The following is a 25,914-nucleotide window of genomic DNA, read 5'->3' on the forward strand; positions in this document are numbered from 1 at the left end:
CTGACAACGCCTCCCGCCGCCGAAAGGGGTCAGGACTCGTCGAGCACGTTCTCCTGTGCCTGCGCGATCTTCTCCAGCACCCTCGTGACGTACTGCTCGGTCCGCTCCTTGCCGATGCCCAGGCCGCTGAGGACGCCCTGGCCGTTCTCGTGCTCCAGCAGGGCGAGCAGGAGGTGCTCGGTGCCGATGTAGTTGTGGCCGAGGCGCAGGGCCTCGCGGAAGGTGAGCTCCAGGACCTTCTTGGCGGCCTGGCCGTACGGCACCAGCTCCGGGACCTCGTCGACGGCGGGCGGGAGCGCCGCCGTGGCCGCCGCGCGGACCGCGTCGAGGGAGACGCCCTGCTCGACGATCGCCTTCGCGGCGAGTCCCTCGGGTTCGGCCAGCAGGCCGAGAACGAGGTGCTCGGGCAGGCCCTCGGCGTTGTGCGCGGCCTTGGACGCGTTGTGCGCCGCCATCACCGCGCTGCGGGCGCGCGGCGTGTATCGGTTGAAGCCCTGGCTCGGGTCGAGGTCGGCCGACTCCTTCGGCACGAACCGCTTCTGGGCGGCCTGCCGGGTGACGCCCATGCTCTTGCCGATGTCGGTCCAGGACGCGCCGGAGCGCCGGGCCTGGTCGACGAAGTGGCCGATCAGGTGGTCGGCCACGTCGCCCAGGTGGTCCGCGGCGATCACCGCGTCCTGGAGCTGGTCGAGCGGCTCCGGGTGGACCTTCTTGATGGCCGCGATGAGGTCGTCGAGACGGATGGATGACGTGGTGTCGGGGTTCGTCATGTGTCAACCGTAGGTTGCACTCCTGTGGCTGTCAACCTCGGGTTGACAGTCTGGGCGGGTTCCGGGCCGGGCGCGACGGCATGGCACCATCGGCCCGTGAGTACGTCCAGCACCGTCGACCGCGCGTTCGCGTCGGCCCTCTACGACACCGGCGGGACGGGCCTCGACACCGGCGCCTCCCTGCTCGCCTCCGACCCGGCGGCGGACGCCGAACTCGCCGGGCGCGGGCAGGAGTTCGTGGCGGGGGCCTGGCGGCGCGGCTGGCAGCCGGCCGACGTCGTACGGATCGTCCGGCGCGAGCTGGACGACGTGCACGTGCTCCTCGTGGCCGCGCTGATCCGCGCACAGGCACCCGGCGACGGGCCCCGGGGCCGCCGCTGGAACGCGCAGCTCGCGGAACTCCCCGCCGACGCCCCGCCCCGCGCCGACCGCTTCTCGCACGCCACCGCCGTACTGGAGCTGTACCGCCTGCTGCTGCGGCTGCCGGCCCTGGAGGCCCTCGACGAGGCGCCCGGGGAGGCACCCGGCGGGACGAGGACCGAGTCCCGCATGCTCACCCGCATCCGCGCCCTGCTCGCCAAGGCGGAGGCCACCGGGTTCCCGGAGGAGGCCGAGGCGCTCAGTGCCAAGGCGCAGGAGCTGATGGCCCGGCACAGTGTCGACGAGGCGCTGCTCGCGGCGCGGGCGCCGTCACCGGACGCGCCCGGGGCCTGCCGGATCGGGGTCGAGCCGCCGTACGAGCAGGCCAAGGCGGTGCTGCTGGACGCCGTCGCCGGAGCCAACCACTGCCGGGCGGTGTGGAACGAGCCCCTCGGCTTCTCCACCGTCGTCGGCTTCGAAACCGACCTGGAGGCGGTCGAACTCCTCTACACCTCCCTCCTCGTCCAGGCCACGACCGCGATGACGAAGGCGGAGGCCGCGCAGCGGGCGGGGGGCCGCAAGCGGACCAAGACGTTCCGGCAGTCCTTCCTCGCGGCCTACGCCCACCGCATCGGAACCCGCCTGGCAGCAGCCGCCGAAACCCAGGTGACCGACGACCTGCTCCCGGTCCTCGCCTCCCGCGAGGTCGCCGTCACCGGGCGGCTGGACCGCATGTTCCCGGAAACGACCACGACCCGGCTGCGCGGGGTGCACGACGCGGCGGGCTGGACGGAGGGCGCGCAGGCGGCGGACCGGGCCCAGGTCCGGCACCGGCCGCCGCTGCGCTGACCTTCTGGTCAGTCGCCCGAGGTCTCGAAACCGCTCACCGAGGCCTGCGTTCCGTCCGTCCGGGAGACCTCGCCGTAGGACCACGTCAGTTCGTGCGCAGTCCTGGTGTCGCCGGGCAGGGTGAAGGACGCCTTGTGCACGTCGAGACTCTCCGCGGAGCCCGCCTCGCCCCGGACGTAGGTGATCGTGAAGGACGTGGTGCCGCCCTTCCCGAGCGTGAGCGTCTGGGCCTTCGCGCCCTTGTCCGGGGAGACGGACGTCGTTTTGTCGTCGGCCAGCAGATCCACGCCGGGGAAGCCCTTCAGCGTGCACTGCGCGCCCTTGTTGGTGAGCGTCACGGTCACAGTGCCGGTGTCTCCGGCGGCCGGGGCGGCACCGTCACCGACCTCCACGCCCATGTCGCCGAGCGCGCAGGCCGCATCACTCGGCCGGTCCGCGTTCTTGACGTCGTCGCCACCGGACGTGTCGTCGCTGCAGCCGGTCAGCAGGACCGTCGCGGCGAGGGCGGCGGCCAGGGTGAGGGGGAAGGTGCGCATGGGGTCCTCTGGGCGTGTCGTACGGGAGCGGCTTCGGGCCCCTGGATCATCACGCACGCGGCCCCCGGACGGGCACGCACCCCCTACGATTCCCCCGAACGCCGGACGGGCACACGCCCTCGCCGATCCCCCGGCACGCGTCGATCGCGGTGCCGCGAACCTGCCGGTCGGGCGCGGGCCTTGGCCGGTCTCCCGGCACGCGTTCGTGGCTGTGCCCGGGCCCGCCGGACGGGCGCACGCCCTGGCCTCCGGCAGGGGTCCGTTGCGACGCCTCGGACCGCCGGTCGGTCGCACGCCCTCACTGCTCCCCGGCACGCGCCGCTGGTGATGCCCCCCGCTGATCCCCCGGCAGGCCCCCGTGCACCCCCCGAACGCCGGGAGGCAACCCTCGCCGAGCCCCGCACGCCCCCGGCGATTGCCCCAACGCCGGACGGGCCGCGGTGCCCGTAGACGGTCGGTCCGTGGCTCGGCCCGTACGGGTGCGGGTGTCAGCCGAGGCTTGCCGTCGGCAGGCCCGTGGGCAGCTTGCCGCCCTCCGCCTTCCGGTAGGTCTCCGTGCCGAGGCCGCCCTCCCAGGTGACCTTCAGGCTGCTGCCGTTCACGGAGTCGACCATGCCGGTCGCCCGGTCCTTGGAGCCGTCCGTGCACTTCAGGCGGATCATCCGCATCCCGGACTCCTCGCCCGCGGTGCCGCTGCACACGCTCCCGCCGGTGGCGAACAGCGCGGCCTGCTTGCCGGTGATCACCAGGACCACGGCCTTGCCGCCGGTCGTCGCGAGCCAGCTGCCCGCCAGCTCGCCACCGGCCGACCCGCCGGAACCGGAGCCGGAGTCCTCGCCCGTCGGAGCGGACGACGCCGAGGCCGACGGAGCCGGGCTGGGCGCCGAGTCGTCCCCCGAGCCGCCGTCGCTGCTGCACGCACTCAGCGCGAGCGCGCCCGCCAGCCCCGCGGCCGCCGCCGCGACGCGCACGGCGCCGGAGCGCCGCGAGAAGATCACCGAAGTCACTGCAAGCCCCCAAGCTGTAGCCGGCCGGACGGCCGACCGGCCGGACGGCACCGGCCGGCCTCCTGGCCGGAACGACCGCAGCAAGCTACCAGGGCCCGTCAAGAGCCTCCGGGAACGCCTCTTACCAGGACGACTTGCGCACCCCGGGCAAATACCCCGCGTGCGCCTGCTCCCGCAGACTCACCCGGGACAGCCCGAACGTCCGGAAGTAGCCGCGCGGCCGGCCGTCCACCTGGTCGCGGTTGCGCACCCGCGTGGCGCTCGCGTCGCGCGGCTGCCTGCGCAGTTCCGCCTGTGCGGCGAGCCGTTCGGGCGCCGTCGACGACGGCCGCCGGACGATTTCCTTCAGCTCGGCCCGCCGGGCGGCGTACCTGGCGACGATCTCCTGCCGCCTGTCGTTCTTCGCGATCTTGCTCTTCTTCGCCATCAGACCCTCACTCCCCGGGCGCGGATCCGGGCGACGGCCGCCTCGATCCCGATCGTGTCGATGGTCTTGATCCCCTTGGCGCTGAGCCGGAGCCGGACGTACCGGCCCTCGTTCGGCAGCCAGTAGCGCTTGGACTGGATGTTGGGGTCGAACCGGCGCGACGTGCGCCGGTGGGAGTGCGAGATGCGGTTGCCGAAGCCCGGCTGTGTGCCGGTCAGCATGCAGTGCGCGGACATGGTGGTGACGTACCTCTCTGGCCAAGTGTTGGAAATGGATTTCATTTTCAGTATCATAGCGGCATGGCACGCAACGAACTCCGTCCGGTCATCAAGCTCCGGTCCACCGCCGGGACCGGCTTCACCTACGTGACCCGCAAGAACCGCCGCAACGACCCGGACCGGCTGACCCTGCGCAAGTTCGATCCGGTCGCCGGCCGCCACGTCGACTTCCGAGAGGAGCGCTGACCATGCGCGAGGGAATCCACCCGGCGTACGGCCCCGTCGTCTTCCGTGACCGTGCCGCGGACTACGCCTTCCTCACCCGCTCGACCATGACGAGCGAGAAGACGATCGAGTGGGAGGACGGCCACACCTACCCGGTCGTCGACGTCGAGATCTCCGACGTCAGCCACCCCTTCTACACCGGCACGGCCCGCGTCCTGGACACCGCCGGCCGCGTGGAGCGCTTCGAGCGCCGGTACGGAAAGAAGGGCTGACCCCGTGGCTCCCCCTCCTGGGCTCCCCGTCGTGATCGTCGGCGGGCTGCACGCCGATGCCCGCAGGGCGGCCGTCGCGCGGCTGCTCGCCGACGTGCCCGGCAGCGTCGTCCTCCACCACGACCTGGCGACGGCCGCCGCGGGCACGGTCGTACGGACCATCAGGGACGCCTCCGGCCTCCTCGACGCGGGGGAGGCGCCGCTCGTCAACGACTGCGCCTGCTGCGCCCTGCGCGAGGACCTGGTGCCGGAGCTGGAGCGGCTGCGGGACACCGGCGGCACCCGGCTCGCCGTCGTCGAGCTGTGGGACTCCGTGGAGCCCAAGGCCATGGCCGAGGTGATCACGGCCGGCGGGCTCACCGTCACCGGCGTGATCACCGCCGTCGACCCGGCCCTGGTCCTGCCGTACCTCGGCAACGGCGACGACCTGGCCGACGGCGGTCTCGCCGCCGCCGCCACCGACCAACGCACGGTCGCCGACACCTTCGCGCGCCAGCTGGAGTACGCCCCCGTGCTCGCCGTCGCCGACTCCCCGGAGGCCGACGACGAGGACCGCGAGCTGCTCGCACAGCTGCACCCGACGGCCCGCCAGGTCCCGATCGGGAACAGTGACCCGGTGGACGCGGCCGTGGACGACCTGACGGTGCCCGCTCCCCGCCGCCCGTCCTCGCCCCTGGCCGAGGCCGCCCTGGCCGGCTTCGACGTCGAGTCGGCCGCCGCCGCCCAGCACCCGGCCTGCGCCCTGCTGCCCGCCGAGGCCGACGCGCACGGCGTCTCCACCCTGGTCTGGAGCCGGCGCCGCCCCTTCCACCCGGAGCGGCTCTACGCCGCACTGGAGGACCTGACCTGCGCGGCCGCCCGCAGCCGGGGCCGGTTCTGGCTCGCCGACAAACCCGACACGCTGTTCCACTGGGACGCGGCGGGTGGGGCCCTGTGCGTGGAGAGCACGGGCCCGTGGCTGGCCTCCCTGCCGGACGCGGCATGGGAGATGGTCCCGCCGGTGCGCCGAGCCGCCGCCGCGCTGGACTGGCACCCCGAGCACGGAGACCGCTGCCAGCACCTCGTCTTCACCTCACCCGGCCTCGACCGGGACGGCCTGGAGCGACTGCTGGAGTCCTGCCTGCTGACCGACGCCGAGTACGCCGCCGGCCCCGACGCCTGGCAGCGGCTGCCGCACGCCTTCGACACCCTCCTGGAGGTCTGACCCCCCATGCCGCGCAAGCCCGACCGCAAACCCGTCAAGGACCGGCCCAACCCTCTGTACCAGGCCGGGATCACGTACATCGACTACAAGGACACCGACCTGCTGCGGAAGTTCATCTCCGACCGTGGCAAGATCCGCAGCCGCCGCGTCACCCGGGTGTCCTCCCAGCAGCAGCGGCAGCTGGCCAGGGCCATCAAGAACGCGCGCGAGATGGCGCTGCTGCCGTACGCCGCCCGCTGAAGGCCTCCGGTCCGGGTGAGGTTCCCCACGCTTGACGGGTGGGGAGCCTCCTGTCCATGCCGCGTCCGCGCTGCGGGCCGCCGCCGGACGACCGGCGGGGTGGCCTTCGACGGGGCGTCAGGACCGGGCCGGATGCCAGCCGGACGCCGGCCGGACCGGCCGTACTGGAGCCGAGGACCGGGGCGGCCGGGAGGCATGCCGCGCGGGTCACCCGGGGCCGAAAGCCGAGCGCGTGTCCTGCGATGGTCCGAGCAGGGCACCGGCCGCGGGGACGACCCCGCCCTCCTGCGTCCGGCCCATTTCTCCCCGTCCCCGCAGGCAGCGGCCGTCTTCCGGATGCGGGTCGGCCGGTCGAACGGCCGTCCCCGGGTCCCGCGCCCCAGCTCCCGCTATCTCCGGGCGCGGCCCCCGGAGCCCTTCGCCGCGCCGTCGAGCGGATGCTCCGCCTCCACCGGACCTCCCCGAACCCGCCGACTTCGACGCAGGTCTCCGGGAACGAGAGGTGGGGCCAAGCCGTCAAACAGTCAAGAGCTTCGGTAAAGCGGTCGTCAAAGCTGTAACCACAGGACCACCCCGCGTGCACGTGCATCTGCCCCTGCATCTGCACATGAACAGGGCTATGATCCGGGTCAGTTGACCACTGCATCAATGGCCACACCAGCCAGTGCACCACCGGGGAGCGACCTGTGGACCACGACGTGTACAACGGTATGGCGGCCGCCGGGCTGCACGGCGTGGCCTGGCAGAAGAGCCGGCACAGCAACTCGCAGGGCTCGTGCGTGGAGTTCGCCCGGCTGCCGGGCGGAGACGTGGCCGTCCGCAACTCACGCTTCCCCGACGGCCCCGCACTGGTCTACACCCGTGCGGAGATCGAAGCGATGCTGCTGGGCGTGAAGGACGGCGAGTTCGACCACCTGGTGGGCGGCTGACGAGCCGACAGGCCCCGGAGAAATCGGGGCAATCGATACTCAACGCGTGGTGACGCGCGTAGAACCGCGACGCGAGGAAGCGCCGCGGTCTCTCATTCCCCGTTCGGCCGCGAACCGGTCCGCGGCAGCCGGAACAGCGCCCAGACCACCTTGCCGCTGAGCGCCCCCGCGAGCGGATGCCAGCCCCAGCTGTCGCTGAAGGAGTCGACGAGGAACAGCCCGCGGCCCGACTCGGCCGAGAAGTCGTCCGTCTCCCGGGCGACCGGACTGTCGTGACTGGGGTCGCGCACCGCGCACACCAGCCGCTCGGTCCACCGCATCAGGTGCAGCCGCACGGGAGGTTCCCGGCGGCCGGCACACGCGTCGTCGGCCGGCAGGCCGTGCCGCAGGGCGTTGGTGACGAGTTCCGAGACCACCAGGCAGACGTCGTCGAACCGCTCGCCCATGTCCCACTGGTCGAGGGTTCCGCGGGTGAACCGCCGCGCCTCGCGCACCGCTTCGTAGCGGGCGGGCAGAGCGCAGGAGGCGGCGTCGGACACGGCCGCGGGATCCAGCGGCGGAAGGCCCTGCCGTAACGGCTCGAGCATGGTCGATCCATTCGTCCCCATGCGAGGCACTCCCGGGAATTCGCGGTCGGTGCGATGCGGCGGTGGTGCGGGACCATGGTTTCGGATGCGTACAGCAGATGCAAGGGCAGATGCACGTGCACGTGACCGGAATGAGATGTCCCGTACCGCTTGTTGGTCAATTTTTCCGTCATCTTCGCGTCTCCATCTGGCCGTTCACTTGCCTTCCTCTTGCTCACGCGCGCGAGCGTCGACCGTCTCGATTCCGTTTCCGTAACCGGACGAGTACTGCTCGGAGTGTTTTAGTGGCAGACTGCGGCCCTTGAAGACGTTGGGGAGGCTGGCGAACGTGAGCGCGGGAGAGCCGGGATCGGTGGTGCGGCGCATGCTGCTCGGATCACAACTCAGGCGACTGCGTGAGGCGCGGGGCATCACGCGCGAGGCGGCGGGCTACTCGATCCGCGCCTCCGAGTCGAAGATCAGCCGGATGGAGTTGGGCCGGGTGAGCTTCAAGACCAGAGACGTCGAGGACCTGCTGACCCTGTACGGCATCACGGACGAGCAGGAGCGCGCCTCCCTGCTGTCCCTGGCGAAAGAGGCCAACGTCGCGGGGTGGTGGCACAGTTACTCGGACGTGCTGCCCAGCTGGTTCCCGACCTACGTCGGCCTGGAGGGCGCCGCCTCGACGATCCGGGCGTACGAGGTGCAGTTCGTGCACGGCCTGCTGCAGACCGAGGCGTACGCCCGCGCGGTGGTCCGGCGGGGCATGCAGGGGGCGAACGAGGCCGACGTCGAGCGGCGCGTGGCGCTGCGTCTGGAGCGGCAGAAGCACCTCGTCGACGAGAGCGCGCCAGATTTCCACATCATCCTGGACGAGGCCGCCCTGCGCCGCCCGTACGGCGACCGCGAGGTGATGCGCGGCCAGCTCCAGCACCTCATCGAGATCTCCGAGCGGCCCAACGTACGGCTTCAGGTGGTGCCGTTCAGCCTCGGCGGCCACTCCGGCGAAAGCGGCGCGTTCACGATCCTCAGCTTCCCGGAGTCCGACCTGTCCGACGTCGTCTACCTGGAGCAGCTCACCAGCGCGTTGTACCTGGACAAGGCCGAGGACGTCGCCCAGTACGAGAAGGCGCTCAAGGAGCTCCAGAGCGAAAGCCCGGGCCCTTCGGAGAGCCGGGACCTTCTCCGGGGCCTCCTTCAGCTCTCCTGAAGTACTCCTCCCCTCTCCTGAAGCGCTTCTCCCTCTCCCGAAGTACTCCTCGGCTCTCCCGCAGTCCCCCTCCAACTCTCTTGAAACACAAGTACGATGACGTGTGATCAGATCGTGAAGGCGCGATCAGAGGTCTGCCAGGGATCGAGGGATCACACATGTCGTCGTCCTACTTCACCGACCTTGCACAGCAGTACATCGACGGTGAGTGGCGCCCGGGTACCGGCTCCTGGGACATCATCGACTTCAATCCGTACGACGACGAGAAGCTGGCGTCGATCACCATAGCCACGGCCGACGAGGTCGATCAGGCGTACCGGGCGGCCGCTCGCGCCCAGAAGCAGTGGGCCGCGACCAACCCCTACGCCCGCCGGGCGGTCTTCGAGAAGGCGCTGCGCCTGATCGAGGAGCGCGAGGCCGAGATTTCCGAGGCCATCATCGCCGAGCTCGGCGGCACGCGCCTGAAGGCCGCCTTCGAGCTGCACCTCGCCAAGGAGTTCATGCGCGAGGCGGTCCATCTGGCCCTGGCCCCAGAAGGCCGGATCATCCCCTCGCCGGTGGACGGCAAGGAGAACCGCGTCTACCGCGTGCCGGTCGGTGTCGTGGGCGTGATCAGCCCCTTCAACTTCCCGTTCCTGCTGTCGATCAAGTCCGTCGCCCCGGCGCTCGCGCTCGGCAACGCCGTGGTGCTCAAGCCGCACCAGAACACACCGATCGTCGGCGGCTCCCTGGTCGCGAAGCTCTTCGAGGACGCGGGGCTGCCCGGCGGCCTGCTGAACGTCGTCATCACCGACATCGCGGAGATCGGCGACGCCTTCATCGAGCACCCGGTCCCCAAGGTCATCTCCTTCACCGGCTCCGACCAGGTCGGCCGGCACGTGGCGACCGTCTGCGCCCGGCTGTTCAAGCGCTCCGTCCTCGAACTGGGCGGCAACAGCGCGCTGGTGGTCCTCGACGACGCCGACATCGACTACGCGGTCGACGCGGCCGTCTTCAGCCGGTACGTCCATCAGGGCCAGGTCTGCATGGCCGCCAACCGGGTCCTCGTGGACCGTTCGATCGCGGACGAGTTCACCGAGAAGTTCGTCGCCAAGGTGAAGACCCTCAAGGCGGGCGACCCGCGCGACCCGGATACCGTCATCGGCCCGGTCATCAACTCCTCGCAGGCGGACGCCGTCTCCGGCGTGGTCGAGCAGGCCCTCGCCGAGGGCGCCACGGCCCTGGTGCGCGGCGGACGGACCGACAACCTCGTCGAGCCGTCGGTGCTGACGGACGTCCCCGCCGACTCGGCGCTGCTCAGGCAGGAGGTCTTCGGGCCGGTCGCGTTCCTCGTCCCGTTCGACGGCGAGGAGGAGGCCGTACGCCTCGTCAACGACACCCCGTACGGCCTGAGCGGCGCCGTCCACACCGGGAACATCGAGCGCGGTGTGAACTTCGCCAAGCAGATCGACACGGGCATGTTCCACGTGAACGACGGCACCGTGCACGACGAGCCGATCGTCCCGTTCGGCGGTGAGAAGCACTCGGGCGTCGGCCGGCTCAACGGCGACACGATGCTGGACTCGTTCACCACGACCAAGTGGATCTCGGTGCAGCACGGCCGGAGCGGATTCCCGTTCTAGAGCCTTTCGGCGCCCGGGCCCTTGCGGACAGAACCTGACCGCAAGGGCCCGTAGTTTCGTCGGTGTCAGGGGGAGAGGCCCCCGGGCCCGGTGAAAGGCGGCGGTCATGGTCACTCACGTTCCCTCGGAGGCACACGGCGACGAGCGCGGAGCGCTGCTCTCCTTCATCGAGGAGCAGCGCGGCGGCATCCGGCGGGCGGTGCTGGGCCTCACGGACGAGCAGGCGTCCTCCCGCCCCAGTGCCAGCGAACTGTCCCTGGCCGGGCTGCTCAAGCACGTGGTCGAGATGGAGCAGGGCTGGGTCGCCCGGGCCAAGGGGGAGCCGGCGGCCGTCCACCGGGACGAGTCGAACTGGCACGAGTGCTTTCGGCTGGTCGGTGACGAGAGTGTGGAGTCGCAGCTCGCGTACTACGAGAAGGTGGCGGCCGAGACGGAGGCGTTCATCCGTGCGGTGCCCAGCCTGGACGACACCTTCGAGCTGCCGGCGACCTCGTGGAATCCGAAGGACGAGTGGCTCTCGATGCGCTGGCTCTGCCTCCACCTCATCCGCGAGACGGCCCGGCACGCCGGCCACGCCGACATCATCCGCGAGTCCCTGGACGGCAGGACCGCCTTCGAGCTGGTGGCCGAGGAACAGCGGGTGGCGGCCGGGTCCTAACCTGGACCGCATGTCAGCGATCCGTCTCCTCGTGCTCGGCGCGGTCCGTATGCACGGGCGGGCCCACGGCTACCAGGTGCGCAACGACCTGGAGTACTGGGGCGCCCACGAGTGGTCCCACGCCAAGCCCGGCTCGATCTACCACGCCCTGAAGCAGATGGCGAAGCAGGGGCTGCTGCACGCGCACGAGATCGCCCCGTCCACGGCCGGCGGCCCGCCGCGCACGGAGTACGAGATCACTGATCAGGGCACCGAGGAGTACTTCCGGCTGCTGCGGGACGCGCTGGTCACCTACGACCAGCGCGGGGACGTGAAGACGGCCGCCGTCGGCTTCGTCGTCGACCTGCCCCGGGCGGAGGCGGTCGCGCTGCTGAAGGAGCGGACCCTGAGGATCGAGCAGTGGCGGGCCTCCGTCCTGGAGCACTACGTGCCCGAGGAAGGGCCCGGACGGCTCGGTCACATCGGGGAGATCATGAACATGTGGGTCCACACGGCCGACTCCGAGGCCGAGTGGACCCGCGGTTTGATCGAGCGGATCGAGGGCGGCGCCTACACCTTCGCGGACGAGGGCGACCCGTTCGTCGGCGTCCTGGCCCCCGGCGAGGAGAACCCGTACGCGACGGGGGAGCCGCACCCAGGGGACGCCCGCTAATCAAGTTTGACGAATGGCGCCGGGGAGTTTACCTTCGAGCATGTAGTCAAGTTTGACTAGCGAGGGAGGCTCAGTGGCCGACGCGGCGATCACCGTCGAAGGCGCGAAGAAGACGTACGGCGACAAGAAGGCGCTGAACCGGCTCGACCTCACGGTCGCGCGCGGCACGGTGCACGGGGTGCTCGGGCCGAACGGGGCGGGCAAGACCACCCTGGTGAGGGTCCTGTCCACCCTGCTGCGGCCCGACGCGGGCCGGATCGAGGTGGCCGGGCACGACGTGGTCCGCGAGGCGTACGCCGTGCGGCAGCGCATCGGCCTGCTCGGCCAGCACGCCGCGCTCGACGAGGAGCTCGGCGGCCGGCAGAACCTGGAGTTGTTCGGCCGACTGCACCACCTGGGCGCGCAGCGGGCACGCGCGCGTGCCGACGAGCTGCTGGAGCGCTTCGACCTGGCGGACACCGGCCGCAAGGCGGTACGGCAGTACAGCGGCGGCATGCGGCGCCGCCTGGATCTCGCGGCCTCCCTGATCACGGAACCGGAGGTCCTCTTCCTGGACGAGCCGACCACCGGCCTCGACCCGCGCGGCCGCGCCGAGGTGTGGGCCTCCGTCCGCTCCCTGGTCGGCGGCGGTACGACGGTCCTGCTCACCACCCAGTACCTGGAGGAGGCCGACCAGCTCGCCGACCGCATCTCGGTCGTCGACGCCGGCCGGGTCATCGCCGGGGGCACGGCGGACGAGCTGAAGGCGGAGACCGGCGGCGACCGCATCGACGTGGTCCTGCGCGACGCCGGCCAACTGGGGGCAGCGGTAGCGCTGCTGCCCCTCACCGGGGTCGGCGTCGATGCCGACCGCCGGTTGCTGAGCGCCCCGGTGACCGACCGCATGGAGGCGCTCTCCGGAGTCGTACGGGCCTTGCAGGAGGCCGGGATCGAGGCGGAGGACGTCGCCCTGCGCCGCCCGACGCTGGACGAGGTGTTCCTGCACCTCACAGGAGACGACCGCCGAGTGAAGGAGGCCGCGTGAGCGCCCACGCCCTGACCGACTCCTGGACCATGACCCGCCGCGAACTCGCACGCTGGGGACGGCAGCCGGTGCAGCTGGCCGTCAACCTGGTCTTCCCGGTGATGCTGCTGCTGATGTTCGGCTACCTCGTCGGCGGCGGCCGGGGCGTGAGCGGCGAGTACCGCGACTACCTGGTCCCCGGCATGCTCGCGCTCACCATGGCCTTCGGTCTGGAGGGCACGATGCTCGCCGTCACGCAGGACCTCAACAAAGGCGTGATCGACCGGTTCCGCTCGATGCCGATGGCCAACGGGGCCGTTCTGGTGGGCCGTTCGGCCGCCGACATGCTCCAGTCTGCGCTCGCGCTGGTCGTCCTCATCGGTGTGGGCTCCGCGCTCGGCTGGCGGCCCGGCGGCGGCCCGGCGGCCCTCCTCGCAGCCGTGGGCCTGCTGCTCCTGTTCCGGTTCGCCATGCTCTGGATCGGCATCCACCTGGCCCTGGTGGCGGGGAAGCCGGAGATGGTCCAGGCCGTGCAGATCCTGGTCTGGCCGGTCGGCTTCCTCTCCAACGCCCTGGCCGCGCCCGGCTCCATGCCCGGCTGGCTGGGCACGGTCGTCGAGTGGAACCCGATGTCCCACACGGCCACGGCCGTACGGGACCTGTTCGGCGTGCCCGGCACGGAGTCCGGGCACGTGTGGACGGCGATCGTCTGGCCCCTGGCCCTGCTGGCGGTGTTCTTCCCGCTGGCGGTACGGCGGTTCGGGCGGCTGAGCCGATAGGACTTTTCTAATGATGGAAGCCGGTCGCCGCGCCCTTGTCCCGGGTCTGAGGGTGCGGCTGCCGGCGCAGATCCGGCAGCAGCCGCTCCAGGTCCTGCGCGAGCAGTTCCGCGAGGTCGGCGGAGAAGCCGTTGCGGCACACCACCCGCAGCACGGACAGGTCCTCCCGGTTCGGCGGGAAGGTGTACGCGGGCACCAGCCAGCCGCTCTCGCGCAGCCGCCGGGACACGTCGAAGACGTCGTACCCCGTCACGTCCGGCGCGGTCGTGAAGGCGAACACCGGCAGTTGCTCGCCCCGGGTCAGCAGCCGGAAGTCGCCGAGCGCCTCGACCCGCCCGGCCAGTTCCACGGCCACGTCCCGCGCGGCCTGCTGGACGGCACGGTAGCCCTGCCGGCCCAGGCGCAGGAACGTGTAGTACTGCGCCACGACCTGCGCGCCGGGCCGGGAGAAGTTGAGCGCGAACGTCGGCATGTCGCCGCCCAGGTAGTTCACCCGGAACACCAGCTCCTGAGGCAGCGCCTCCGCGTCCCGCCACAGCGCCCAGCCGACGCCCGGGTAGACCAGCCCGTACTTGTGCCCCGAGGTGTTGATCGACGCCACCCTCGGCAGCCGGAAGTCCCACACCAGGTCCTCGTCGAGAAACGGCGCGACCATGGCCCCTGACGCCCCGTCGACATGCACGGGGATGTCGAGCCCGGTCCGCTCCTGCAACGCGTCCAGCGCCGCGCACAGCTCGGAGACCGGCTCGTAGGACCCGTCGAAGGTGGAGCCCAGGATGCCGACGACCCCGATGGTGTTCTCGTCGCACAGCTCGGCGGCGGCCCGCGGGTCGAGGTGGAACCGCTCGCCCTCCATGGGCACCAGCCTGGCCTCCACCTCCCAGAAATTGCAGAACTTCTCCCAGCAGACCTGCACGTTCACGCCCATCACCAGATTGGGCCTGGCTCCGGGGTAGCGGTCGGCGTTCCGTTTCGCCCAGCGGCGCTTCAAGGCCATCCCGGCGAGCATGCACGCCTCACTCGACCCGGTCGTGGAGCACCCCACGGCGGTCACCGGGTCGGGCGCGTTCCACAGGTCGGCGAGCATCGCCACGCAGCGCCGCTCCAGTTCGGCCGTGCGCGGGTACTCGTCCTTGTCGATCATGTTCTTGTCCCGGCACTCCGCCATCAGCACCCCGGCCTCGGGCTCCATCCAGGTGGTGACGAAGGTGGCGAGGTTCAGCCGCGCGTTGCCGTCGAGCATCAGCTCGTCGCGCACCAGCTGGTGGGCGGTCGCCGGTGCCATGGGCTGGTCCGGGAGCCGGTGTGTGGGCGGGGCCTCGGCCATGTCGCCGAGCGGGTTGGCGGGGCCGTAGAAGGGGTTGACGGACAGGCGGCGTTCGCCGGGCCGGTGGGGGCCGTCGTGGAGCGGCATGGGTGCCTCCAGGGGTGGGGTCGAGAGGGGGGCTTCAGCGGACCGGTGTGCCGTCCTTCCGCAGCTGCATCTGCGGGCGGCCCGTCACCAGCAGCCAGGCCGGCAGTGAGGCGACGCAGAGCACGGCGATGATCGCCGGCGAGGCGACCAGCACCGCGGCGACGAACAGGCTCACCCAGCCCTGCCGGGTGATGGCCAGCAGCAGTCCGAGCACGGCGGCCGAGACCCCGATCGAGGGGTGCACCCCGGACACCAGGGCGTGGGCGCCCAGGCCCAGGGCGGTGCCGACGAACACCGCCGGGAAGATGCGCCCGCCCCGGAAGCCGCAGGACGCGGCGACCAGCAGCGCGGCCAGCTTCACGACCGTCAGCAGGGCGTACTCCCCGGCCGACCGGCTGTCCGGGTCCCGCGCGAGCTCGGCGATCTCGTCGAGCCCCTTGAACAGCGTCAGATGCCCGCCGAGGGCCGCGAGGGCGCCCAGCACGATGCCGCCCGCCGGGAGCATCAGCATCGGGTGGCGCAGCCGGTGGAAGGCACCGTGGACGTAGGGGAAGGCCCGCACGGCGGCCATGCCGAGCAGCGCGGCCCCGGCGGCGACGACGACCGCCGCCAGCAGGTCGCTCCAGCCCGGCCGGCCGAAGGAGGGCAGGTCCAGGTCGAAGCTCGGATGGTCGATGAGGGTGGCGGTGAGGGCACCGGCCGTGCCGGCGATGAGCGGTGCGAAGACGTTGTCCCACAGCAGTCCGCGGGTCTCCTTCCCGGCCAGTGCCTCGGAGATCACCAGGGCCGCCGCGACCGGCGTGCCGAACAGGGCGCCGATCGTCGCCGCCTCGGCCAGCGCCGGCCAGACCCGGCCCGGAGCCCGGGGTACGAGCCGGGCGCCCAGCCAGGCCGCCAGGGCGACGTTCACGGTGATGACGGGGTTCTCGGGGCCGAGGCTGGGCCCGCCGGCCAGCATCAGCGCGGTCACCAGCAGCAGCCCCGGCAGCACGACGGGCGGCAGCACGGGGGCGTCCAGCCCGATGGTCGCCGGATCCGGGCCGGCGTGCCCGGGCACCTTCCACACCACCAGGCCGACCGCGACCCCCGTCGCGAAGAGCATCACGAACATCCACGCCACGGAGTACCGGCCGACCCCCAGCGCGTCCGGCAGCGGCCCCCAGAGCACGTCCTGGAGCTCCTCGGCGGCGACTTCCACCCCCACCAGGACCAGGCTGGACAGGATCCCCACGGCCAGAGCGGGCAGGATCGTCGGCAGCAGTGCGCGGGCGGGAGTCGCGGGGGTGACGGAGGGCGTCTGCTGCGCGGAATCCTGGACCACGCGCACACCATAAACGCATCAAAGAGGACAAACCGGAAACACGCTTGCACCTCACGTGGCGTGAGGCCCGACCGTGGAGCACGGAAGAAGAAGGGAGCGGAAGTGAGCTACTCCGTGGGACAGGTCGCGGGCTTCGCCGGCGTCACGGTGCGCACGCTGCACCACTACGACGACATCGGCCTGCTCGTCCCGAGCGAACGCAGCCACGCGGGCCACCGGCGCTACAGCGACGCCGACCTCGACCGGCTGCAGCAGATCCTGTTCTACCGGCAACTCGGCTTCCCGCTCGAGGAGGTCGCCGCCCTGCTCGACGACCCGGACGCGGACCCGCGCGCACACCTGCGCCGCCAGCACCGGCTGCTGACCGCCCGGATCGAGAAGCTGCGGAAGATGGCGGCGGCCGTGGAGCACGCCATGGAGGCACGCAAGATGGGACTCAACCTCACGCCCGAGGAGAAGTTCGAGGTCTTCGGGGACCAGGACCCGGAGCAGTATGCCGAGGAGGTGGAGGCGCGCTGGGGCGACACGGACGAGTACGCCGAGTCGCAGCGCCGCACCGCGAGCTACACCAAGGAGGACTGGAAGCGCATCCAGGCCGAGGCCGCCGAGTGGGGCGAGCGCCACGTCGCCCTGATGGCGGCGGGCGAGGGCCCGACCGGTGAGGCGGCCATGGCCTTGGCGGAGGAGCACCGGCAGCACATCTGCAGGTCGTTCTACGAGTGCTCCTACGAGCTCCACCGCTGCCTCGGCGAGATGTACGTCTCCGACGAGCGCTTCAAGGCGGTCTACGACGCGATGCGCCCGGGCCTCGCGGAGCACCTGAGGGACGCGATCGCGGCCAACGCGGCCCGTCGCACCTCCTGATCCCTGACCCGGGAGTGGCTCACTCCCGGGTCAGCACCACCGCCGTGCCGTACGCGCACACCTCGGTGCCCACGTCCGCCGCCTCCGTCACGTCGAAGCGGAACGCGAGGACGCCGTTGGCGCCACGCGTGCGTGCCTGTTCGACGAGCCGCTCCATCGCCTGGTTGCGGGTCTGCACGAGCGTCTTGGTGAGCCCGCGCAGCTCGCCTCCGACCATCGACTTCAGCCCGGCGCCGATCTGGCTCCCCAGGTGCCGCGAGCGCACGGTCAGGCCGAAGACCTCGCCGATCACCTCCCGCACGTGGTGGCCGGGTACGTCGTTCGTGGTGACGACCAGGACGTCGGGCTCCGGGCCCTGTCCGCCGCCGTATTCATCGATGCCCATGGTTCACAGCTTTGACCGGGACCGCGCACAGTGCATCCTGAGTACGCCCATGGAACCTGGGCCATGACGGCTGCGTTGATACTTTGAGGCAGCCAGCCCAGCCCGTACCCCACAGCAGCAGGAGCCACATCCCCGTGACCACGCTTGCGCTCGGCCCCGAGTGGCTCAGCCCGGACTACCTGATCTCGACGTTCAGCCTGCCCGGCATCCTGCTCATCGTCTTCGCGGAGTCCGGTCTCTTCGCCTTCCTGCCGGGTGACTCCCTGCTGTTCACGGCGGGTCTCTTCGTGGCAGAGGGCACCTACATCACCCAGCCGCTGTGGCTGGTCTGCACATTGATCGTGCTCGCCGCCGTCATCGGCGACCAAGTGGGCTACATGATCGGCAAGTTCCTGGGCCCGAAGCTGTTCAACCGCCCCAACTCCAAGCTCTTCAAACAGGAGAACCTGGACAAGGCCCACGAGTTCATGGAGAAGTACGGCCCCAAGGCGATCGTCCTGGCCCGCTTCGTCCCCATCGTGCGCACCTTCGCCCCCATCGTGGCCGGCGCCGGCCGCATGAAGTACCGCACGTTCCTGACGTACAACGTCATCGGGGGTATCGCCTGGGGCACCGGCGTCACCCTCGCGGGTTACTGGCTCGGCCAGATCGACTTCATCAAGAAGAACGTCGAGTCGATCCTCATCCTCATCGTCCTGCTCTCGGTCGTCCCCATCATCGTCGAGTACCTGCGCGACCGTTCGAAGAAGAAGCGCGCGGCGGCGCAGGCCCCCGCGGAGCGGCAGCAGCAGCCCCCCGCCATGGACGACGCGACGACCCAGCTCCGCCGCATCACCCCGGACGACCAGCCGCCCCACCAGCAGCCGCAGCAGCCCCCGTACGGCCACCAGAACGGCTACAACGACCAGCAGTACTACGGCCAGTACCCGCAGAGCCCGGGCTACGGCCGGCAGCAGCCGCAGCAGCCGCAGCAGCCGTACGGCACGCAGCAGGGCCCCTACAACAACGGCTACTGAGCCGGCCTTCCCGCGGGAGCGCGGGGCACCGCGCGAACAGCCCCCACGGGCCCACGGCCGCCAACGGACCCACAGCCTCTTTAGAAGCCCCTGGTCCGCTTGGCGGCCCGCCGCTTCTCCGCGGACCCGATCCGCAGGAACATCCTGGAGATCTCCGACCCGAGATTCACCCCGATGGCGATGGCCATGGCGAGCGCCACCGCCTTGGACAGCGACACCAGCCCCTCGTCCACCTCGTTCTGCGCGATCGCCAGCAGCCCGAAGTACGTCGCGGAACCCGGCAGCAAGGGGCCGATCGCCGCCGTCGTGTAGGGCAGGGCGGAGGCGAACTGGTACCGGGACAGCAACTGCCCGAACAATCCCACCAGCCCCGCGGCCGCTGCCGTCGAGGCCACCGGCGAGATGTCCCCCGCGTAGTGCATCGCGCCGTACACGACCCACGCGACACCGCCGTTCAGCGTCACCCACACCACGGTGGAACGTTCCTGCTGGAGCAGTACCGCGAACGCCAGTGACAGCAGCATCGACGCGCCGATCATCATCACCGGGTCGTCGGAGGCCCCGAGCGCCTGGTCGGGGTTCAGCCGCGCCCCCAGCTGCACGCCGAAGTACAGCACCATCAGCACACCGGCGACGATGCCGACGAAGAAGTACATGACCTCCAGCAGCCGCGCGGACGCGGTGATGTAGAAGCCGGTCAGCCCGTCCTGCACACCCGCCACCAGCGCCCGCCCGGGCAGCAGCGCGAACAGCCCACCGGTGATCACCGCGGAGGCCTTCACATCCACATGGCCCAGCGTCAGCGCGATCCCGATCGCGGCCGGCGGTGTCGCGGCCACCGTGAACTGGTAGAACTCCGGCAGCCCACGCCCCGCGCACAGCCACGCCAGCCGGTCACCGAGCATCGCGCCCAGCGCCGCCGCGACGAACACGATCAGATCGCCGCCGACGAGCACGGACGCCGCACCGGCCAGCAGCCCGCTCGCACCGGTCAGCGCCCAGCCGGGGTAGGGGTGCCGGTTGCGGCGGATCTCCGCCAGCCGCCGGTAGGCCTCCTCCAGCGAGACCGCCGTCTCGTCGTCGCTGAGGTCGTCCACCAGCTGGTACACGGCCGCCAGCCGCGTGTAGTCGGTGCCCCGGCGGCGCACGGTCCGCGACGCCGTGACCGGGTCGTCGACGAGGGACGGCTGGTACGAGATCGCCAGCAGCGTGAAGGTGACGTTGGGCTCGCAGCGGTCCAGGCCGTAGGAGCGGCAGACGGCGAACATCGCCGCCTCCACGTCCTCGGCACCCTCACCGCCCGCCAGCAGCAACTCGCCGATACGCAGCGTCAGGTCGAGCACGCGCGGCACCGCGGGCCCGCTCTCGTCGCCGCCGCGCTGGATCGCCTCCGGCGCCGGCCGCTCCGCCACCGGCATGCGCAGCATCGTGCGCATCCGGTCCTGCCAGGGCACGTCCTTGGTCAGGCTCACCACGGGGATCCCGCTGGGCGGTGTGAAGGCCGTCGGGGCGTGCTTCGCGCTGTACGTGCTCGGCGGGGTGAACGCCGACCCCTCCTGCTCCACCGAGGGCGCCCCATGGACGTCCAGCCCCTGCGGCACGGCGAACTCCGAGGTGGTCTCGGACTCCGTGGGGGCCGTTCTGTGGAAGGCCAGTCCCTCGGGGAGCGCGAACTCCGACGTCGTGGACATGTCCCCGTCGACGCCGGTCCCGGCCGGAGGCAGGAACGCACTCCTCGCCTCGTCCGATTTCGGTTTGCGGTCCTCCGCGTCCGTCACTGCCTGGCGCTCCCTGTACGACACGTCAGCCTCGTACCCCCCACAGCCTCAGTATGCGCACAGACGGACGAACGGGCCGCACGCGCAGGCGTGCGGCCCGTGAGTGTCAGGAGAGGGGGGTCAGTGACCGCCCTGGTCCTTGAAACGCTTGTAGGACCGCTCGATCTCGGCCTCGGCGTCGGTACGGCCCACCCAGTCGGCGCCCTCGACGGACTTGCCGGGCTCCAGGTCCTTGTAGACCTCGAAGAAGTGCTGGATCTCCAGGCGGTCGAACTCCGACACGTGGTGGATGTCCCGCAGGTGCTCCACACGCGGGTCCGTCGACGGCACGCACAGCAGCTTGTCGTCGCCGCCCGCCTCGTCCGTCATGCGGAACATGCCGATCGCCCGGCAGCGGATCAGGCAGCCCGGGAACGTCGGCTCGTCGAGGATGACCAGCGCGTCCAGCGGGTCGCCGTCCTCGCCGAGGGTGTTCTCGACGAAGCCGTAGTCGGTCGGGTAGGCGGTCGAGGTGAAGAGTCGCCGGTCCAGGCGGATACGACCGGTCTCGTGGTCCACCTCGTACTTGTTGCGCGAACCCTTCGGAATCTCGATCGTGACGTCGAACTCCACCGGTGGCTCCTCCATGATCAACACATAGTTCTGGTGGTTAAGTGTCCCTCACGCAGGTGTGTGATCGCGAAAGGGGCTGGTGGTCGTGCCAGAGCTGAGGCCTTGGCGTGCCGCGAAACCGCACGTGGTGCGGATCGCGGATGCCGTACGACCGCGCCTGGCCCGGGCCGCAGCGGCCACGAAACCACAGCTCGCGCGGCTCGCACGAGCCGGGAAGCCGCAGGTCACGCAGGTTACGCGGTCGAAGACCTGGCAGTACACCGCGGGCGCCGCCACCGCCGGACTCGCACTGGCCGCCGGTGTGGTGACCGCCGCCGGCCCCTGGGACTCCTCGGGTCAGCGTACGGCCGAGCGGGACCGGGCAGTGGCGCTCGGCCGCGCGGGTGGCACAGATCACGGCAGCGCCCCCGGCGCGCCCGGCCGGCCCCGGCCCGCCCCCAGCGCCGGACCGGTGCTGACCGGCCTCGGCGGCGTCAGCACCGTGAAGTCCGCCCCGGACGGCAAGGCCCTCACGGACGCCCTCACGCCCCTGCTGAAGGACCCGGCCCTCGGCCCCCGGCCCGCCGCCGCCGTCATCGACGTCACCACCGGCAGGCGCCTGTTCGGCAAGACCTCGGACGCCGCGCTCACCCCGGCCTCGACGACGAAGGTCGCCACGGCCGTCGCCGCGCTGTCCGCGATGGGCCCCGACCACCGCCTCACCACCCGCGCCGCGCTGGAACCCGACACCAGGGAAGTCGTCCTGGTCGGCGGCGGCGACCCCACGCTCACGGCCCGCGAGAGCACCGACGGCGCGGCGAGCCTGCGCACCCTGGCCGCCGGGACGGCCGCCGCCCTCGCCGACCGGGGCATCCGCGACGTGACCCTCTCCTACGACACGACCCTCTACGCGGGCGACGAAATGCACCCGATCGGGGTCGACGGCAATCTCGCCCTCGTCAGCCCCCTGATGGCCGACGAAGGCCGCACGGACGACTCGACGAGCGGCCCGGTCGAGCGCGTGCCGGACCCGGCGGCGGACGCGGCCCGCCGCTTCGGGGACCTCCTGAAGTCCCACGGCATCAAGACGACGGCCCCCGGCCCGTCCAAGGCCACGACCCGCGCCAAGACCCTCGCGGCGGTCTCCTCGCCCCCGCTCTCCGCCGTCGTCGAACGCATGCTGACCAACAGCGACAACGACATCGCCGAAGCCCTCGCTCGCCAGACGGCGATCGCCACGGGCAACCGGGCCGACTTCGCCGGCGCCGGCAAGGCCATCGGCTCCCGGTTGCGGGGGCTCGGCCTCCCCCTGAAGGGCGCCGCCTTCAAGGACGGCAGCGGCCTGAACCGCGCCGACCGACTGACCCCCGACCTCCTCACAGCGCTGCTCGCGAAAGCGGCCGACCCCTCCCACCCCGAGCTCCGCCCGGCCCTCACCGGCCTCCCCGTCGCCGGCTTCACCGGCACCCTGACCACCCGTTACACGGACGGAGCATCCGGCGTCGTCCGCGCCAAGACCGGCACCCTCTCGGGCGTCCACACCCTCGCGGGCACCCTGGTCGACGAGGACGGCCGCCTGCTGGCCTTCGCGTTCATGGCCACCGGCACCGACGGGACCCTCCCGACGGCGACCCAGCAGGCCCTGGACAGAGTGGCGAGCGCACTGGCGGCGTGCGGCTGCAGGTGAACGGGGCGCCCGCGGCGGCCGGTCGCCCCACCCGGCCACCGCCCCCGCCGCGGGCACCTCGTCCGCCCGGCCGCCGGCCCGCCCAGCCACGGGCAGTCGCTCGGCCGCCCGCTGGCTGTCGCCCAGCCACGGGCAGTCGCTCGGCCAGGCGGAACGGGTGGGCGCGGCCCTCGGCGTCGTGTTCCCGCCGAGCGACAAAAACCCTGCCCGACCCCGCCGGCGCCGAGTACCTGAGAACGAACCCGGCATCACCCGGCCCTCGCCGCCCTGCCCCAGCGGCGAGCGCTCACGTACGGTTGACGCATGACGAGCATCGGTGGTGCTTCAACCGGCATGGTCGACTGGAATCTCGCGGTCGCGACCGCGACCCGGCTCGTGCGGCCGGGCCCGGAGGTCAGTCGCGACGAGGCCCGGGCCGTCGTCGCGGAGCTGCGCAGGCATGCCAGGGCCTCGGAGCAACATGTCCGCGGATTCACCCTTCTGGGCACCGAGGAAGGCCACGACACCCCCGTCCTGGTGGTCGACCGGCCGGGCTGGATCCGTGCGAACGTCGCCGGGTTCCGGGAGATCCTCCGGCCCCTGCTCGACAAGTTGCAGGAACGGCGCGGCGACACCCCCGGCGGCTCGGTGATGAGCGCCGTCGGCGGCAAGGTCACCGGCGTCGAACTCGGCATGCTGCTGTCCTTCCTGGCCTCCCGTGTCCTCGGCCAGTACGAGACCTTCGCCCCGGCCACCCGCGAACTCCCCTCCGGCGGCAACGGCGGCGGCCGGCTCCTGCTCGTCGCCCCGAACATCGTCCACGTGGAGCGCGAACTCGACGTCGATCCGCACGACTTCAGGCTCTGGGTGTGCCTGCACGAGGAGACGCACCGCACCCAGTTCACCGCCGTGCCCTGGCTGCGGGACCACCTTGAGGGTGAAATCCAGTCGTTCCTGGCGGAGACCGACGTCGACCCCATGACCGTCCTGGAACGCGTCCGCGAAGCCGCCCAGACCCTCGCCGGAGGCCGCCCCGAGGCCGAGGAGGACGACGGGGGCCGCTCCCTCGTCGAGATCGTCCAGACCCCCGCCCAGCGCGAGATCCTCGGCCGCCTCACGGCCGTGATGTCCCTGCTGGAGGGCCACGCCGACTTCGTGATGGACGGCGTCGGCCCGGACGTCGTACCGACCGTCGGGGAGATCCGCGAGAAGTTCCAGCAGCGCCGCGCCAAGGGCGCCTCCCGCCTGGACCTGGCCCTGCGCAAGCTGCTCGGCCTGGACGCCAAGCTCCGCCAGTACCGGGACGGCGAACGCTTCGTGCGGGCCGTCGTCGACGAGGTCGGCATGGACGGCTTCAACCGCGTGTGGACCTCGCCCAACACCCTCCCCACCAAGTCGGAGATCGCCAAACCGGCGGACTGGGTCGCGCGGGTGCATCGCAGGGCCGAGTAGTGAACATCGCGGGAAGGTCGTGAAAGGAAACCGGCCGACGGCAGGCGAACGCCCCTGTAATCACCCGTCCGAGGGACCGTGAGGCAGGGGTAGGCGTGCAATGCTCGGGGAACGGCCCGGTTCTGTCACCATCTACACACTCTGCGTGACCGACACGCGGGCTCACCCCCCGAAAACTTCATGAAGGGAACCGGACATGGGTCCCCATCCTGCGGTCGCGGCGATACGCCTGGCGGTCCGCCGCGTCCTCCACGACCTCCTCACCGAACACCACCGCGCCCCCGCCGCGGTCCCGCACGCCCCCTCGCACGAGCAGCCGCCCCCGCCGCTCGTGCTCGTGGCGTGCTCCGGCGGCGCCGACTCCATGGCCCTGGCCTCCGCCCTCGCCTTCGAATCCCCCAAGCTCGGCATCAGGGCCGGCGGCGTCACCGTCGACCACGGCCTCCAGCCCGGTTCCGACGCCCGCGCCGAGGAGGTCGTCCAGCGCCTGCGTGAACTCGGCCTCGACCCCGTCGACTCCGTCGCCGTCACCGTCGGCCGGGCCGGCGGACCCGAAGCCGCCGCCCGCGACGCCCGCTACGCCGCCCTCGACACCGCGGCCGAACGCCACGGCGCCGCCGCGGTCCTGCTCGGCCACACCCGCGACGACCAGGCCGAAACCGTCCTGCTCGGCCTCGCCCGGGGCTCCGGCATCCGCTCCCTGTCCGGAATGGCCGCGGTCTCGGGGGCCGGCGGCCGTTACCGGCGCCCCTTCCTGGAACTCGACCGGCAGACCGCCCGCAAGGCCTGCATGGTCCAGTCCCTGCCCGTCTGGGACGACCCCCACAACGCCGACCCGGCCTACACCCGCTCCCGGCTGCGTCAGGAGGGCCTGCCCGCGCTGGAGAAGGCCCTCGGCAAGGGCGTCGTCGAGGCCCTCGCCCGTACGGCCCGGCTCTCCCGCGACGACGCCGACGCCCTCGACTCCTGGGCCGGCCAGGCCGAGGCCACCGTCCGCGACGCCGCAGGACTCCTGGAGTGCGCCAAGCTCTACGCCCTGCCGCCCGCCGTACGCCGCCGCGTCCTGCGCCGGGCCGCCATCGCGGCCGGTGCGCCCGCCGGATCGCTCTTCGCCCGCCACATCGAGGAAGTCGACCGGCTGATCACCGGTTGGCGCGGTCAGGGAGCCATCAACCTCCCCGGCAAGGTCGTGGCCCGGCGCCAGGGTGGCAGACTGGTGATTCGGCAAGGCTGAACCACGACCCCTCCCCGCAGCCGGCGGAGGGGCCGCTCGGCCGGTGGGACGACCGAAAGTGATGCGGGTGGACGCGAAAGACATGGGTGCCGACCTCGAGAAGGTGCTCATCACCAAGGAAGAGATCGACGCCAAGCTGACCGAACTGGCGGCGAAGATCGACGCGGAGTACGCGGGCAAGGACCTGCTGATCGTCGGAGTCCTCAAGGGCGCGGTGATGGTCATGGCCGACCTCGCCCGGGCGCTGTCCACCCCCGTCACCATGGACTGGATGGCCGTATCCTCGTACGGGGCGGGCACCCAGTCCTCCGGTGTGGTGCGGATCCTCAAGGACCTCGACACCGACATCAAGGGCAAGCACGTCCTGATCGTCGAGGACATCATCGACTCCGGCCTGACCCTGTCCTGGCTGCTCTCCAACCTCGGCTCGCGCGAGCCCGCCTCCCTCAAGGTGTGCACGCTGCTGCGCAAGCCCGAGGCCGCGAAGGTCGCCATCGACGTGGAATGGGTCGGCTTCGACATCCCCAACGAATTCGTCGTGGGCTACGGCCTCGACTACGCCGAGAAGTACCGCAACCTCCCGTTCGTCGGTACGCTCGCGCCCCACGTGTACGGCGGCTGAAAACCCGGCCGGTCGTGCCGTGACGGTGATCGGGAACCCCAGCG

General features: G+C 71.5%; 30 protein-coding genes. 18 read left to right on the forward strand and 12 right to left on the reverse strand.

The genetic code is table 11. The features are described 5' to 3' along the window. Window positions 1-29: 29 nt before the first annotated feature. Window positions 30-770: a Clp protease N-terminal domain-containing protein gene (locus tag CEB94_RS22465; protein ID WP_175433923.1), complete on the reverse strand. Its 741-nt coding sequence runs from the start codon at window positions 768-770 to the stop codon at window positions 30-32. 96 nt (window positions 771-866) lie between these two features. On the opposite strand from CEB94_RS22465, the gene CEB94_RS22470 reads away from it, so the two are divergent. Beyond that, on the forward strand, window positions 867-1,979 hold the full coding sequence (locus CEB94_RS22470) for a DUF2786 domain-containing protein (RefSeq protein ID WP_175433924.1): 1,113 nt from the start codon (window positions 867-869) through the stop codon (window positions 1,977-1,979). 8 nt (window positions 1,980-1,987) lie between these two features. On the opposite strand, the gene CEB94_RS22475 is transcribed toward CEB94_RS22470, so the two are convergent. The 4 genes from CEB94_RS22475 to rpmB form a co-directional block, all read right to left on the reverse strand. Next, the gene (locus tag CEB94_RS22475) at window positions 1,988-2,515 is read right to left on the reverse strand and encodes a DUF4232 domain-containing protein (RefSeq protein WP_175433925.1); all 528 of its coding nucleotides are present in this window, start codon (window positions 2,513-2,515) and stop codon (window positions 1,988-1,990) included. A gap of 488 nt (window positions 2,516-3,003) precedes the next feature. Further along, window positions 3,004-3,522 (reverse strand): hypothetical protein, encoded by a 519-nt coding sequence (locus CEB94_RS22480; protein ID WP_425472479.1) that lies wholly within the window; start codon window positions 3,520-3,522, stop codon window positions 3,004-3,006. Window positions 3,523-3,643: 121 nt separating this feature from the next. Beyond that, window positions 3,644-3,949, reverse strand: coding sequence for a 30S ribosomal protein S14 (gene rpsN, locus CEB94_RS22485; RefSeq protein ID WP_175433926.1), 306 nt, complete (start codon window positions 3,947-3,949; stop codon window positions 3,644-3,646). Next, a complete protein-coding gene (gene rpmB / locus CEB94_RS22490) occupies window positions 3,949-4,185 on the reverse strand; it encodes a 50S ribosomal protein L28 (protein WP_175437119.1) in 237 nt (78 codons plus the stop codon). Before rpmB ends, rpsN begins: the two co-directional genes overlap by 1 nt. Before the next feature lie 63 nt (window positions 4,186-4,248). Between rpmB and rpmG the strand changes: the two genes are divergently transcribed. From rpmG to CEB94_RS22515, 5 genes are all read left to right on the forward strand, one after another. After that, window positions 4,249-4,413, forward strand: a complete 165-nt coding sequence (rpmG, locus tag CEB94_RS22495) for a 50S ribosomal protein L33 (RefSeq protein ID WP_003991959.1) — start codon at window positions 4,249-4,251, stop codon at window positions 4,411-4,413. Window positions 4,414-4,415: 2 nt separating this feature from the next. Then, window positions 4,416-4,664, forward strand: a complete 249-nt coding sequence (locus CEB94_RS22500; protein ID WP_031140350.1) for a type B 50S ribosomal protein L31 — start codon at window positions 4,416-4,418, stop codon at window positions 4,662-4,664. A 4-nt stretch (window positions 4,665-4,668) separates the two neighbouring features. After that, a complete protein-coding gene (locus CEB94_RS22505) occupies window positions 4,669-5,868 on the forward strand; it encodes a CobW family GTP-binding protein (RefSeq protein ID WP_175433927.1) in 1,200 nt (399 codons plus the stop codon). Between the two features lie 6 nt (window positions 5,869-5,874). Next, the gene (gene rpsR / locus CEB94_RS22510; protein ID WP_175433928.1) at window positions 5,875-6,108 is read left to right on the forward strand and encodes a 30S ribosomal protein S18; all 234 of its coding nucleotides are present in this window, start codon (window positions 5,875-5,877) and stop codon (window positions 6,106-6,108) included. A 710-nt stretch (window positions 6,109-6,818) separates the two neighbouring features. Continuing rightward, entirely contained in the window at window positions 6,819-7,037 is a 219-nt protein-coding gene (locus CEB94_RS22515) for a DUF397 domain-containing protein (protein WP_045296613.1), read from the forward strand. 92 nt (window positions 7,038-7,129) lie between these two features. On the opposite strand, the gene CEB94_RS22520 is transcribed toward CEB94_RS22515, so the two are convergent. Both CEB94_RS22520 and CEB94_RS22525 read right to left on the reverse strand, forming a co-directional pair. Further along, entirely contained in the window at window positions 7,130-7,624 is a 495-nt protein-coding gene (locus CEB94_RS22520; protein ID WP_342789663.1) for an ATP-binding protein, read from the reverse strand. A gap of 195 nt (window positions 7,625-7,819) precedes the next feature. Next, a complete protein-coding gene (locus CEB94_RS22525) occupies window positions 7,820-7,990 on the reverse strand; it encodes a hypothetical protein (protein ID WP_175433930.1) in 171 nt (56 codons plus the stop codon). On the opposite strand from CEB94_RS22525, the gene CEB94_RS22530 reads away from it, so the two are divergent. The 6 genes from CEB94_RS22530 to CEB94_RS22555 all read left to right on the forward strand — a co-directional run bounded on the left by CEB94_RS22530 (window position 7,989) and on the right by CEB94_RS22555 (window position 13,527). Beyond that, the gene (locus CEB94_RS22530) at window positions 7,989-8,813 is read left to right on the forward strand and encodes a helix-turn-helix domain-containing protein (protein ID WP_175433931.1); all 825 of its coding nucleotides are present in this window, start codon (window positions 7,989-7,991) and stop codon (window positions 8,811-8,813) included. The genes CEB94_RS22525 and CEB94_RS22530 overlap by 2 nt on opposite strands. Before the next feature lie 158 nt (window positions 8,814-8,971). Further along, window positions 8,972-10,435: an aldehyde dehydrogenase family protein gene (locus CEB94_RS22535; protein ID WP_175433932.1), complete on the forward strand. Its 1,464-nt coding sequence runs from the start codon at window positions 8,972-8,974 to the stop codon at window positions 10,433-10,435. A 106-nt stretch (window positions 10,436-10,541) separates the two neighbouring features. Continuing rightward, entirely contained in the window at window positions 10,542-11,093 is a 552-nt protein-coding gene (locus tag CEB94_RS22540; protein WP_175433933.1) for a DinB family protein, read from the forward strand. A gap of 10 nt (window positions 11,094-11,103) precedes the next feature. Continuing rightward, window positions 11,104-11,745 (forward strand): PadR family transcriptional regulator, encoded by a 642-nt coding sequence (locus CEB94_RS22545; protein ID WP_175433934.1) that lies wholly within the window; start codon window positions 11,104-11,106, stop codon window positions 11,743-11,745. A gap of 73 nt (window positions 11,746-11,818) precedes the next feature. After that, the gene (locus CEB94_RS22550) at window positions 11,819-12,769 is read left to right on the forward strand and encodes an ATP-binding cassette domain-containing protein (RefSeq protein WP_175433935.1); all 951 of its coding nucleotides are present in this window, start codon (window positions 11,819-11,821) and stop codon (window positions 12,767-12,769) included. After that, on the forward strand, window positions 12,766-13,527 hold the full coding sequence (locus CEB94_RS22555) for an ABC transporter permease (protein WP_175433936.1): 762 nt from the start codon (window positions 12,766-12,768) through the stop codon (window positions 13,525-13,527). The genes CEB94_RS22550 and CEB94_RS22555 overlap by 4 nt, the downstream gene beginning before the upstream one ends. A 7-nt stretch (window positions 13,528-13,534) precedes the next feature. Here the strand turns inward: CEB94_RS22555 and gad are convergent, their stop codons facing one another. Both gad and CEB94_RS22565 read right to left on the reverse strand, forming a co-directional pair. Further along, window positions 13,535-14,941 (reverse strand): glutamate decarboxylase, encoded by a 1,407-nt coding sequence (gad, locus tag CEB94_RS22560; protein WP_175433937.1) that lies wholly within the window; start codon window positions 14,939-14,941, stop codon window positions 13,535-13,537. Window positions 14,942-14,975: 34 nt separating this feature from the next. Then, entirely contained in the window at window positions 14,976-16,262 is a 1,287-nt protein-coding gene (locus CEB94_RS22565) for an ion channel protein (RefSeq protein WP_175433938.1), read from the reverse strand. Window positions 16,263-16,364: 102 nt separating this feature from the next. Between CEB94_RS22565 and CEB94_RS22570 the strand changes: the two genes are divergently transcribed. Next, window positions 16,365-17,126, forward strand: a complete 762-nt coding sequence (locus CEB94_RS22570; RefSeq protein WP_175433939.1) for a MerR family transcriptional regulator — start codon at window positions 16,365-16,367, stop codon at window positions 17,124-17,126. Window positions 17,127-17,145: 19 nt separating this feature from the next. Here the strand turns inward: CEB94_RS22570 and CEB94_RS22575 are convergent, their stop codons facing one another. Beyond that, complete coding sequence (locus CEB94_RS22575; protein WP_175433940.1) at window positions 17,146-17,511, reverse strand: YbjQ family protein; 366 nt, start codon at window positions 17,509-17,511, stop codon at window positions 17,146-17,148. 134 nt (window positions 17,512-17,645) lie between these two features. Here CEB94_RS22575 and CEB94_RS22580 point away from each other — a divergent pair, with 134 nt between their 5' ends. After that, entirely contained in the window at window positions 17,646-18,527 is an 882-nt protein-coding gene (locus CEB94_RS22580; RefSeq protein WP_175433941.1) for a DedA family protein, read from the forward strand. An 80-nt stretch (window positions 18,528-18,607) separates the two neighbouring features. Here the strand turns inward: CEB94_RS22580 and CEB94_RS22585 are convergent, their stop codons facing one another. Continuing rightward, window positions 18,608-20,305 (reverse strand): threonine/serine exporter family protein, encoded by a 1,698-nt coding sequence (locus tag CEB94_RS22585; RefSeq protein ID WP_175433942.1) that lies wholly within the window; start codon window positions 20,303-20,305, stop codon window positions 18,608-18,610. Between the two features lie 120 nt (window positions 20,306-20,425). Continuing rightward, a complete protein-coding gene (locus tag CEB94_RS22590; RefSeq protein WP_007452023.1) occupies window positions 20,426-20,917 on the reverse strand; it encodes an inorganic diphosphatase in 492 nt (163 codons plus the stop codon). 79 nt (window positions 20,918-20,996) lie between these two features. On the opposite strand from CEB94_RS22590, the gene dacB reads away from it, so the two are divergent. The 4 genes from dacB to hpt all read left to right on the forward strand — a co-directional run bounded on the left by dacB (window position 20,997) and on the right by hpt (window position 25,870). Beyond that, window positions 20,997-22,583, forward strand: coding sequence for a D-alanyl-D-alanine carboxypeptidase/D-alanyl-D-alanine endopeptidase (gene dacB, locus CEB94_RS22595; RefSeq protein WP_175433943.1), 1,587 nt, complete (start codon window positions 20,997-20,999; stop codon window positions 22,581-22,583). A gap of 303 nt (window positions 22,584-22,886) precedes the next feature. After that, window positions 22,887-24,014, forward strand: coding sequence for a zinc-dependent metalloprotease (locus CEB94_RS22600; RefSeq protein ID WP_175433944.1), 1,128 nt, complete (start codon window positions 22,887-22,889; stop codon window positions 24,012-24,014). Between the two features lie 196 nt (window positions 24,015-24,210). Beyond that, window positions 24,211-25,248, forward strand: a complete 1,038-nt coding sequence (gene tilS, locus CEB94_RS22605; protein WP_175433945.1) for a tRNA lysidine(34) synthetase TilS — start codon at window positions 24,211-24,213, stop codon at window positions 25,246-25,248. A gap of 61 nt (window positions 25,249-25,309) precedes the next feature. After that, window positions 25,310-25,870, forward strand: a complete 561-nt coding sequence (hpt, locus tag CEB94_RS22610) for a hypoxanthine phosphoribosyltransferase (protein ID WP_175437120.1) — start codon at window positions 25,310-25,312, stop codon at window positions 25,868-25,870. The last annotated feature ends 44 nt before the right edge of the window (window positions 25,871-25,914 follow it).

Source organism: Streptomyces hawaiiensis (assembly GCF_004803895.1).
In the GTDB taxonomy this organism is placed as follows: Bacteria; Actinomycetota; Actinomycetes; order Streptomycetales; family Streptomycetaceae; genus Streptomyces; species Streptomyces hawaiiensis.